This is a genomic window from Dietzia sp. UBA5065, from assembly GCA_002415925.1.
In the GTDB taxonomy this organism is placed as follows: domain Bacteria; phylum Actinomycetota; class Actinomycetes; order Mycobacteriales; family Mycobacteriaceae; genus Dietzia.
The window spans coordinates 1-8,342 of the sequence record DIAZ01000089.1 but is presented as its reverse complement, the minus strand read 5'-3'; the positions used below and the strand labels follow the sequence as shown (position 1 = coordinate 8,342).

The window sequence follows — 8,342 nt, the reverse complement described above, 5'->3', positions numbered from 1 at the left end:
CCCGCGGGCGAGGAAGGCGGGGACCACGACGGTCGGCGCACCGTCGGCGAGGATCCGGTCCGGGCCCGGAGACTGCACGTCCACCCAGGCGAGCCGGCACACCACCCCGTCGAGCCGCTTGCGCACCTCCAGCAGGAGCCGCCCGAGCTCCCGGCGGCCCGCGGAGGACCTGGTCCCGTGCGCCACCAGGAGGAGGCGGGGCCGCCGCCCCGTCGGCCCGGTGGTCGCGGAGCTCGCCGCGGTCCCGCTCGTCGTCATGCCCCGAGCATGCCGCAATCCGGGTGCATCACCGCCGCCGCTCGGCGAGACTGGGGGGATGAACGCAGGCGGCAGGCGGGGTCCGGCGCGGCCAGAGGTGACCGTGAGCAACTACGAGGCCGTCTACGACTTCTACGGGCCGGGCCGCCGCCGCGACGGGTTCACCCACCCCCTGCTCGCGTTTGTCGGCGCGCTGTACGCCCCCGAGCTGAGGATCGATCCACAGACCGTGGCCGAGCTGCACCGCCTCCACGACGCCGGGGTGGGCATCATCGTGGCCGCCAACCATCCGTCCAAGCACGACCCGTTCGTGCTCTCCTCGGGGGTGTTCGACAAGCGGGTGCGGTTCCTCGCCGGCGGCACCGGCCTGACCAAGGACCCCCTCTTCCGCGGCCCGCTCCGCCCGGTGTTCGAGTACACGGGGACGGTCCCGGTGTTCCGGGCCAAGAACTACGAGGGCACGGCCCGCGAGGTGCACGACGCGGCGGCGGCCCGGCTCATCGGCGTGTGCGTGGACCGGCTGCTCTCCGGGGGCGTGGTGCTGACGTTCGTGGAGGGCACCAACTCCTCGGCGGACGACCTGCGCACGCTCCGGCTCGAGTCGGTGAAGAAGGGCGTGGGCCAGATGGTCCGCGGGGTCCGCGAGAAGGGCGGACGGGTGGCGGTCCTGCCGGTGGGCATCGTCTACCACGGGCGGGAGCACGCCAGGACGCCGCCGCGTCACCCGGCGGTGGCCGCCGGCCCGCCCATCCTGTGGGAGGGGCCCGGGGCGGCGCCGTCCATCGACGAGGTCCGGCGCGCGGTCCGCGACGGGATCGGCGAGGCCCTCACCCGGGCCTGGGGGTGAGTCAGGCGCCGCCCTCGATCACGCCGGGGATCACCTCGAAGCGCACCCCCACGCCGTCGAGGTGACGGGACTCGGCGGCCAGATCCGCCGCCCCGGCGATCCGCACCACGCCGTGACCGGAGGCGAACCGGGCGGCCACCAGGCGCACGACCCGATCGGCGGGCAGGTCCGTCCCGACCTCGAGCACCTCGACGTCGTCGTCGAGCTCGGCCAGGAGCCCCGGATCGGGCGCGCCGTCCACCACCAGCACGTCCGCGGCGTGGACGAGGCGCCGGGCTCGCACGGTGAGGAGGTCGCCGTCGTCGCCGCGGCCGCCCACCAGGGCCACCCAGCCGGCATCCGGGCGGCGCCGCGCGCGCAGGCCCGCGGGCGCGGTGGCCAGGGAGCGCGCGACGTGCCGGCCGACCCGCACGGAGCGGCGTGGATCGCCGGAGTCCACGGCGATGCGCACGAGCCCGGCCGGCGTCGCGACCGCCGTGCGCGCGGGGACCCGGGCCGATCCGAGCGCGGCGTCGCCGGCGGTCACGCACCAGATCCGGCGCTGCTCGCACAGCGCGGCCACCCGGGTGTCCACGACGGGGTCGCCGGTGGCGACGTGCACCATCCAGGGCGTGTCCAGGTCGGCGGGGGTGAAGTGCCGGGCGACGACGACGAGCCGGTCACCCGCCCGCGCGGCGAGGTCGGCCATCGCCGGGTCGACACGGGGGGCCACCACCCGGACCGTGGCGCCGGCGTCGAGGAAGGTCCCCGCCCGGCGGGCCGAGACGGGCCCGGCGCCCACGACCAGCACCTCGCGGCCGGCCAGGCCCACGGTCAGCGGGAGGCCGTCCAGCGTCGGGGCGGCGAGGGCGGCTGTCACAGGTGGATGCCGCACTCGGTCTTGGACGACCCCGCCCAGCGACCGGAGCGCGGATCCGCCCCGGCCTCCACGCGCCGGGTGCACGGCTCGCAGCCGATCGACGGGAAGCCGTCGTCCAGCAGCGGGTTGAGCAGGCAGCCGTGCTCGGCGGCGTACGCGTGGACCCGGTCCAGGGTCCAGGCCACCAGCGGGTTGATCTTGATCATGGAGTGCTTGGCGTCCCACTCGACGATCGCGGCGCCGGCGCGGTGGTCGGTGTCGACCCGGCGCAGGCCGGTGATCCACGCCTCGTACCCGGAGAGCGCGGCGTCGAGCGGCTCCACCTTGCGCAGTCGGCAGCAGAGCTCGGGGTCGGTCTCGAACGGGCGCGGGCCGAGCGCGGCCTCGTGCTGGGAGCGGCTGGCCGGGCTGCCCACGTCCACCACGGTGAGCCCGGGCGTCGACGCGAGCGCGTCGCGGACGCCGACCGTCTCGGAGAAGTGGTAGCCGGTGTCGAGGAACAGCACGTCCACGCCGGGGGCGTACCGCGCGGTCATCTCCGGGACCACCGTGTTGGCCATGGAGCAGGCCACTGCCAGGGAGTCCCCGAAGGTCTCCCCGGCCCAGGCCAGGACCTCGCCGGGGTCGATCTCCCCGTGGTGGCCGTAGAGGCCGCGGTCGTCGAAGCGGCGGGCCGCGTCGTGGGCGATCGCCTCGAGCTCCTCGGCGGTCCGGCGCCGGCCTGGTCCGGGGGTGAGGACCGTGCTGCGGGGCAGGAGTTCCAGTCCGACCGCGGTCATACCAGGACCTCCTCGTCCACCCTGTGCGCCCACTCGGCAAAGGTCTCGCCGTTCTCACCGGTCTCCACGTACGTGCGGATCACCCGCTCCACGTAGTCGGGGAGCTCGGTGGACGGCACGCGCAGCCCGCGGACCGTGCGTCCCAGGCCGCCGGACTCCTGGTCCTGCGAGGCCAGCCCGCCGCCCAGGTGGACCTGGAAGCCCGGGGTGTCGCCGTCGAGCAGCTGACCCTTGAGGCCGATGTCCGCGGTCTGGATGCGGGCACAGCTGTTGGGGCAGCCGTTGAGGTGGATGGACAGCGGCGTGCGCAGCGGGGCGTCGTCGGCGAAGCGCCGCTCGAGCTCGCCGATCAGCGCGGTGGCGGTGTCCTTGGTGTCCACAAACGCGAGCTTGCAGAACTCGATGCCGGTGCACGCCATGGTGGCGCGGCGGAACGAGCTGGGCCGGGCGTGCAGCCCGATCGCGGCCAGCCCGTCGACCAGCTGGTCGACCTTCCCCGGCTCCACGTCCAGGACGATGAGCTTCTGGTGCGGGGTGAACCGGACCCGGCGGGAGCCCGCGGCCTCCGCCAGGTCGGCGACCCGCGCCAGCTTCTCGCCGCCCACGCGACCCACGGTCGGCGCGGCTCCCACGTAGTAGCGGCCGTCCTTCTGCTCGTAGACGCCCACGTGATCGGCCGACCCCACGCCCCGCTCGGGCGCGGGGCCGTCCGGGAGCTCCCGGCCCAGGTACTCGTCCTGGAGGACCTGGCGGAACTTCTCCGCGCCCCAGTCCTTGATGAGGAACTTGAGCCGCGCGCGGGTCCGCATCCGGCGGTAGCCGTAGTCGCGGAAGATGCCGATGACCGCGGCCCACACCTCGGAGGCCTCGGACTGGCGGACGAACACGCCAATGCGGGTGGCCAACTGCGGGTTGGTGGACAGGCCGCCGCCCACCCAGAGGTCGTAGCCCGGGCCGAGCTCGGGGTGCTCGACGCCGACCAGCGAGATGTCGTTGATCTCGTGCACCACGTCCAGGCTGGGGTGCCCGGTGATGGCGGACTTGAACTTGCGCGGCAGGTTGGAGAACTCCGGCGTGCCGATGTATTTGGCCTTGATCTCCTCGATCACCGGGGTCGGGTCGAGGATCTCCGACCGGGCCACGCCGGCCACCGGGCTGCCGAGGATCACCCGGGGACAGTCGCCGCAGGCCTCCACCGTGTCGATCCCCGACTCCTCGAGACGACGCCAGACCTCGGGCACGTCCTCGATCGCGATCCAGTGGTACTGGATGTTCTGCCGGTCGGAGATGTCCGCGGTCCCCCGGGCGAAGTCGGTCGAGATGCCGGCGAGGACGCGGAGCTGGTCGGTGGTGACCGCCCCGCCGTCGGTGCGCACGCGCATCATGAAGTACTCGTCCTGCAACTCGTCGGCCTCGAGCTTGGAGGTCCGCGAGCCGTCCAACCCCTGCTTGCGCTGGGTGTACAGGCCCCACCAGCGCATCCGGCCCGAGAGGTCGTCGGGCGGGATGGAGGCGAACCCCTCCTTGGAGTAGGTGTCGAGGATCCGCTGGCGCACGTTGAGCGCGTCGTCGGAGAGCTTGAACTCCTCGTTGTGGTTCAGCGCGAGCTTGCCGTCGATCTTCCACTGCCCCTGCGGCTTGGCCGCGCGCGCGGGACGGGCGGGACGAGGGGCGGCTGCGATATCGGTCATGCTGGCGAGAATAGGTCAGAACAGACCGGTCTGTCTAACAGGGGCGGTCTCGCCCGGACCGACGCCGACGGCCGCCTCCCCGGAGGGGGAGGCGGCCGTTGGCGGTTCGTCCGGGCGACTCAGACCGGCATCGACGAGCCCAGATCCCCGGCGACCCCGAACACGAGCTGCCAGACCACCTGGACGACATGGAACGGGAGGAAACTGAGCGTGTCGACGATCGTCGACCCCGTGTCCTGGACCAGGCTGCCGGCCGCTTCCATCGACGAGCCGGCGAGTTCCGCGATGCTACCCATAACTACTGACTCCTCTTGGAGCGGTTGTGGTGGACCCACCGGTTGGGCCTGCAGACGCTCCGACACGGGTTTAGGCGTTTCCTCACCGAGACGGAACCCTCCTGCGCATGAGGCTCACGGTTCCCTGAGCGACCCGCTCGGACGCGTTCGGGAGGTGGCGCACTTCCGGTGGGAGCCTTAGCGTTCGGGGTGTGGCCCACTCCGACGGGCCCCGACACGAAAGGACTCACCATGATCTCTGACTTCTGGTACGGCCTCTCCGCCGGCTCCGCCGACCTCGTCCCGAACGTCGGCTCGGCGGCCGTCGACGGCCTGCTCGGCCTGCCGGCCTACATCCTCAAGACCCTCGGCGGGGGCGCGGAGCTCTTCGGCTCCTGACAGCCGGTCGGATGCCCCGGTGGTTCGCCACCGGGGCATCTCACATCCCGCAGAAGTCGAGCCAGGTGTCGACCTCCCGCCGCGCCTGCTCCCTGCCCAGCACATAGGCCTCGGCCAGGCGGTCCACCCGGCGCTCGTAGCTGCGGATCATCACCCGCTCCGGACGGAACACCACCGCATCCCCCGACTCCTCCAGGGCCTCGATCTCGTCGAGGGTCTCGTTGTAGAGGGCCCAGCGGTGCTGCAGGGCCTCCCCCACCGCCGGGAACCGCCGGAAATAGGAGCGGTAGAACGGCGTGAGGCGCCGCGGGGGGATCTTCCGATACCCCCGGGGCTGCGTCAGCACCACCAGAAACCTCTCGTATCCGGCGTCCCGGGCCGCCGACAGCGGGATCCCGCCGTCACGCCCCAGGGCCCCGTCCACGTAGTACTCGCCGTCGATCAGCACCGGCGGCATCCACACCGGCATCGTCGACGACGACCTCACCATCCGCATCAGATCGGACATCGTCGAGGAGTCCTCCTCGGTCCAGTAGACCGTGGCGCCGTCCGAGCACCGGAACGTCCCGATCCTGGCCTGCGTGCCACTCGCGGCGTAGGTCTGGAAGTCGTACGGCAGCACCTGGTCGGGGAGCCCGGTCTGTTCGTAGATGTACTCCGCGTTGAACAATCCCTTCCCGCGGGCGAAGCTGCGCCAGTCACCGAAGTTGGGGTCCGCCGCGAGTTCGACGAAGCTCTTGCGGGCCCGGACGCTGTCGCGCGAGACGTAGTTGGCGAGGTGGGAGGCGCCGGCGGAGATCCCCGCCGCCAGTCCGGTGTGGATCCCCGCGTCGATCAGGGTCTCCACCACGCCGGCCGTGTGCACCGCGCGCATCCCTCCGCCCTCGAAGAGCAGGGCGACGTCGGGGGCGGTGGGCGCGAAATCGTTCACGCCTCCAAGGGTAGGTCGCCCGGCGTCGGGCCCGCCCGTCCGCTACGGTCACAGTGTGAGCGCCGTCACCGATTTCATCGTCTCCGTCAACGACGTCTACTGGTATGGGGTCATCGCGCTACTCGTGGGCGCCGGTCTCTACTTCTCCGTCACCACCCTGATCGTCCAGATCAGGATGTTCCCGGAGATGCTCAAGACGATCGTCGAGAAGCCCTCGGATATCGAGGAGGACAAGAAGGGCATCTCCGCCTTCCGGGCGTTCACCATCTCGGCGGCGTCCCGCGTGGGCACGGGCAACGTCGCGGGCGTGGCCATCGCGATCACCGTCGGCGGGCCGGGCGCGGTGTTCTGGATGTGGTTGCTGGCGATCATCGGCGGCGCCACCGCCTTCATCGAGTCCACGCTCGCGCAGCTCTACAAGGTCAAGGGCAGGGACTCCTACGTGGGCGGGCCCGCCTACTACATCCGTGACGGGTTGGGCTGGAAGCCGGTGGCCGTGCTGTTCGCCGTCATCATCACGGTCACCTACGGGTTCGTGTTCAACGCGGTCCAGGCCAACTCCATCGCCCAGTCCGTCCGCAACCAGTTCTCGCTCGAGGGCTTCGCTCCCGGCCTGATCATCGGACTCGTGCTCGCCCTCGTCGTGGGGGTCGTGATCTTCGGTGGCATCCGTCGCCTGTCGGCGGTCACCGAGATCATCGTCCCCGTGATGGCGGTGGCGTACATCATCGTCGCCCTCGTGGTGGTGGCGCTGAACATCTCCGAGGTCCCGGGGATGATCTCCCTCATCGTCGGCCACGCGCTCGGCTTCCGCGAGGTGGCGGGGGCCGCCGTCGGAGCGGCCATCATGCAGGGCATGCGCCGCGGGCTGTTCTCCAACGAGGCCGGCATGGGCTCGGTCCCCAACGCCGCCGCCACCGCGTCCGTCTCCCACCCCGTCAAGCAGGGCCTGGTCCAGGCCCTCGGGGTCTACTTCGACACGATCGTCGTGTGTTCGGCCACCGCGTTCATCATCCTGCTCGCCAACCCGGAGTTCGGCGGTGATCGCGAGGGCATCACCCTCACCCAGAACTCGCTGGCGGCCTCGGTCGGCGACTGGGGCGTGCCCTTCCTCACGGTGGTGATCTTCTTCCTCGCGTTCTCCTCCATCCTGGGCAACTCGTACTACGGCGAGGCCAACATCACCTTCCTGCGCGGGAACCCCGCGTCGCTCCTGACGTTCCGGCTCCTCGTGATCCTCGCGGTCCTGGGCGGGAGCCTGGGCTCGGTCGACCTCATCTGGAACCTGGCCGACCTGTTCATGGGCGTCATGGCCACCATCAACCTCATCGCGATCATCCCGCTCGGCGGTCTCGCGGTGGCCCTTCTGCAGCACTATCTGCAGCAGAAGGCCAAGGGCCACAACCCGGTCTTCCACCGGGACGACCTGCCCCGGGCCAGGAACGTCTCATGTTGGGACGGTTCCGATCCGATGACCCTCCAGCACGTGGCCAACCAGGCCCGCGACGTCGAACCGAAGGCGTGAGCGCGCGGGCGACCACCGGACGTCCCGACCCGGCCGGCCGCTACGCCGGGCTGCCCAAGGCGCACCTCCACGTGCACCTCGAGGCGGCGATGCGCGAGTCGACGCTGCGGGAGTTCTGCGCGGAGGACCGCATTGAGGTGCCCCCGCTCGTGGAGTACGCGGACTTCACCGCGTTCCTCGACGCGTACGGACTGCTCATCGGGCTGCTGCGCACCCCGGAGCGGGTCGAGCGGCTGCTCGACGAGGTCGTGGCCGACGCCGCCGCGCAGGGCGTCGTGGCGCTGGAGTACGCCTCCATCCCCGAGAAGGCGGCCGCCTTCGACTCCGCCGAGGCCGCGCTGGAGTTCATCCTCCCGGCCGCCGTCGCGGCCGGGCGACGTCACGGGGTGTGGACCGGGGCCATAGTGAGCATCGACCGCGGCGCCGGCCCCGAGCACGCGCTCGCCGCCGCCCGTCTGGCCGCGCGCTTCGCCGACCGCGGCGTGGTGGCGGTGGGCCTGGTGGCCGACGAGCGGGGCAGCCCGGTCGCCGCGGCAGCGGAGGCGTTCGGGATCGCCCGCGACGCCGGACTCGGGGTGGTGCCCCACGCCGGCGAGCTGGCCGGCCCGGAGGAGGTGCGGTCCGCCATCGAACTGGGCGTGGACCGCATCCAGCACGGCGTCCGCGCCGTGGAGGACCCGCGGGTGGTGGAGCTGCTCGCCGAGCGCGGGATCTGCCTGGACGTCTGCCCCACCTCCAACGTGGTGCTGGGCGTGGTCCCGGCGCTCGAGGACCACCC

General features: G+C 71.9%; 10 protein-coding genes. 4 read left to right on the top strand and 6 right to left on the bottom strand.

Features of this window, described 5'->3' with window-relative positions:
• On the bottom strand, window positions 1-258 hold a 258-nt coding region (locus B4M60_RS06835), incomplete at its 3' end, for a sirohydrochlorin chelatase (protein ID WP_414646755.1).
• 103 nt (window positions 259-361) lie between these two features.
• Here B4M60_RS06835 and B4M60_RS06830 point away from each other — a divergent pair.
• The gene (locus B4M60_RS06830) at window positions 362-1,105 is read left to right on the top strand and encodes a lysophospholipid acyltransferase family protein (protein WP_291081517.1); all 744 of its coding nucleotides are present in this window, start codon (window positions 362-364) and stop codon (window positions 1,103-1,105) included.
• A 1-nt stretch (window position 1,106) separates the two neighbouring features.
• Here the strand turns inward: B4M60_RS06830 and B4M60_RS06825 are convergent, their stop codons facing one another.
• From B4M60_RS06825 to B4M60_RS06810, 4 genes are all read right to left on the bottom strand, one after another.
• Window positions 1,107-1,964 carry an NAD(P)-dependent oxidoreductase gene (locus tag B4M60_RS06825; protein WP_291081516.1) on the bottom strand — a complete coding sequence of 286 codons (858 nt, stop codon included), beginning with the start codon at window positions 1,962-1,964 and terminating at the stop codon, window positions 1,107-1,109.
• Window positions 1,961-2,743: a phosphoadenylyl-sulfate reductase gene (locus B4M60_RS06820; RefSeq protein WP_291081515.1), complete on the bottom strand. Its 783-nt coding sequence runs from the start codon at window positions 2,741-2,743 to the stop codon at window positions 1,961-1,963. The genes B4M60_RS06825 and B4M60_RS06820 overlap by 4 nt, the downstream gene beginning before the upstream one ends.
• A complete protein-coding gene (locus B4M60_RS06815) occupies window positions 2,740-4,434 on the bottom strand; it encodes a nitrite/sulfite reductase (RefSeq protein ID WP_291081514.1) in 1,695 nt (564 codons plus the stop codon). Before B4M60_RS06815 ends, B4M60_RS06820 begins: the two co-directional genes overlap by 4 nt.
• Before the next feature lie 119 nt (window positions 4,435-4,553).
• A complete protein-coding gene (locus B4M60_RS06810) occupies window positions 4,554-4,730 on the bottom strand; it encodes a hypothetical protein (RefSeq protein WP_291081513.1) in 177 nt (58 codons plus the stop codon).
• Window positions 4,731-4,961: 231 nt separating this feature from the next.
• On the opposite strand from B4M60_RS06810, the gene B4M60_RS06805 reads away from it, so the two are divergent.
• Window positions 4,962-5,108 (top strand): hypothetical protein, encoded by a 147-nt coding sequence (locus B4M60_RS06805; protein WP_291081512.1) that lies wholly within the window; start codon window positions 4,962-4,964, stop codon window positions 5,106-5,108.
• Window positions 5,109-5,148: 40 nt separating this feature from the next.
• Here B4M60_RS06805 and B4M60_RS06800 read toward each other — a convergent pair whose 3' ends face one another.
• Window positions 5,149-6,039 carry a patatin-like phospholipase family protein gene (locus B4M60_RS06800; protein ID WP_291081511.1) on the bottom strand — a complete coding sequence of 297 codons (891 nt, stop codon included), beginning with the start codon at window positions 6,037-6,039 and terminating at the stop codon, window positions 5,149-5,151.
• Window positions 6,040-6,094: 55 nt separating this feature from the next.
• Here B4M60_RS06800 and B4M60_RS06795 point away from each other — a divergent pair, with 55 nt between their 5' ends.
• On the top strand, window positions 6,095-7,564 hold the full coding sequence (locus B4M60_RS06795) for an alanine/glycine:cation symporter family protein (RefSeq protein WP_291081510.1): 1,470 nt from the start codon (window positions 6,095-6,097) through the stop codon (window positions 7,562-7,564).
• On the top strand, window positions 7,561-8,342 hold a 782-nt coding region (locus tag B4M60_RS06790), incomplete at its 3' end, for an adenosine deaminase family protein (protein WP_291081509.1). The genes B4M60_RS06795 and B4M60_RS06790, both read left to right, overlap by 4 nt.